The sequence below is a fragment of the Streptomyces swartbergensis genome, assembly GCF_002148965.1.
Lineage (GTDB): Bacteria > Actinomycetota > Actinomycetes > Streptomycetales > Streptomycetaceae > Streptomyces > Streptomyces swartbergensis.
Map to the genome: position 1 here is coordinate 1 of NZ_NGFN01000736.1, position 1,087 is coordinate 1,087.

Below are 1,087 nucleotides of genomic sequence, written 5' to 3' on the forward strand. Positions count from 1 at the left end.
GGTGCGGTGTGAGGATGACGGTGGCAGCGGTGTCGCCGTTCCAGGTGTGGTCGTGGCCGTTGTAGCGGGGGGTGATGTACGACCACTCCAGGTTCCCGGCGATCATCCATCGCAAGGCTTTGATGTACTGGCTGACCGCCACATCCTGGCCGGGCGCTGTTTCCAGCAGGTGCTTGCTGATGGCGCAGAATTCGTCTTCGGTTCGTTGGATGGTGTCGGCGATGTGGTCGACTGCAGCTTGGAGGTTGCCGCCGTTGGTGGCCAGGGCGAGGGTGATTTCGTTGATGGTGTCGCCGCTGTAGAGCTCTTTGCGGTAGGAGAAGATGTCATTGACGCCGACCCAGTGCCTTGCCACCAGACGGTTGAGTCGGCCGAGTTCCGGGATAGCGGCGAAGTGATCGGTGAGGTCGATCCCCAGCCCGTACTCCAGGAGCGGGAAGCAGCATTCGCCCACACTCTTGATCCTGGACGTCTCGTACGCGGCCAGGTCCACGGCCGTGCCGGCCTCAAGCCAGCCCCGTTCGGTGCGGCAGGCGGCGAAGAACCCTTTCATCTCGTGGGCGAAACGGTTCCACAGGCCGGCTGGCATGCCGGCACGGATGCGCTGCGCCAGCACTGCCAGCGCACGCGGATAGGGAGTCCGCGGCGTGGGCCGGTCGTCGCCGAGGACAGCATCGAGCTGATGCAGACCTAAGCGCTCCAGGCGTGGCCGGGGGGCGTGCACGAAGAGGTCGTCGATGCTGAACAGGACGTCGATCCAGTGACAGATCGTCTTCGTCCGCTCAGTGTCGGTGGTGGGATAAGCCAGCAGGTTCCACAAGGTGGTGCGCTGGTGGAGGAACTCCTCGAACGCATGCGGGCTGTCGACGTGGGCCACCCGCAGAGTGTCGTCCAGCCAGGCGTGGCAGGAGTGTTCGAGGTCGTCGATGCCGGGGCGGCGCAGCGCGGGCTGGAAGCGTGGGAGGGACGGCAGCCGGAAGGTGGGGTAGAGGCCGGGTTCGACGGCGTCGTCGGGCTGAAGGCCAGGGGCGGGAAGGCTGCTCACCGCGGAGTTCCTCCCGGTGTGCGCCGGTGCAGGGTGAGGGGT

Annotated in this window: 1 protein-coding gene; it reads right to left on the reverse strand. The window is 66.0% G+C overall.

Annotated elements, in window-relative coordinates; genetic code table 11:
• The coding region (locus tag CA983_RS43985; RefSeq protein ID WP_086606140.1) for a terpene synthase family protein at nt 1–1,045 on the reverse strand (1,045 nt) is incomplete at its 3' end.
• Nucleotides 1,046–1,087 lie beyond the last annotated feature (42 nt).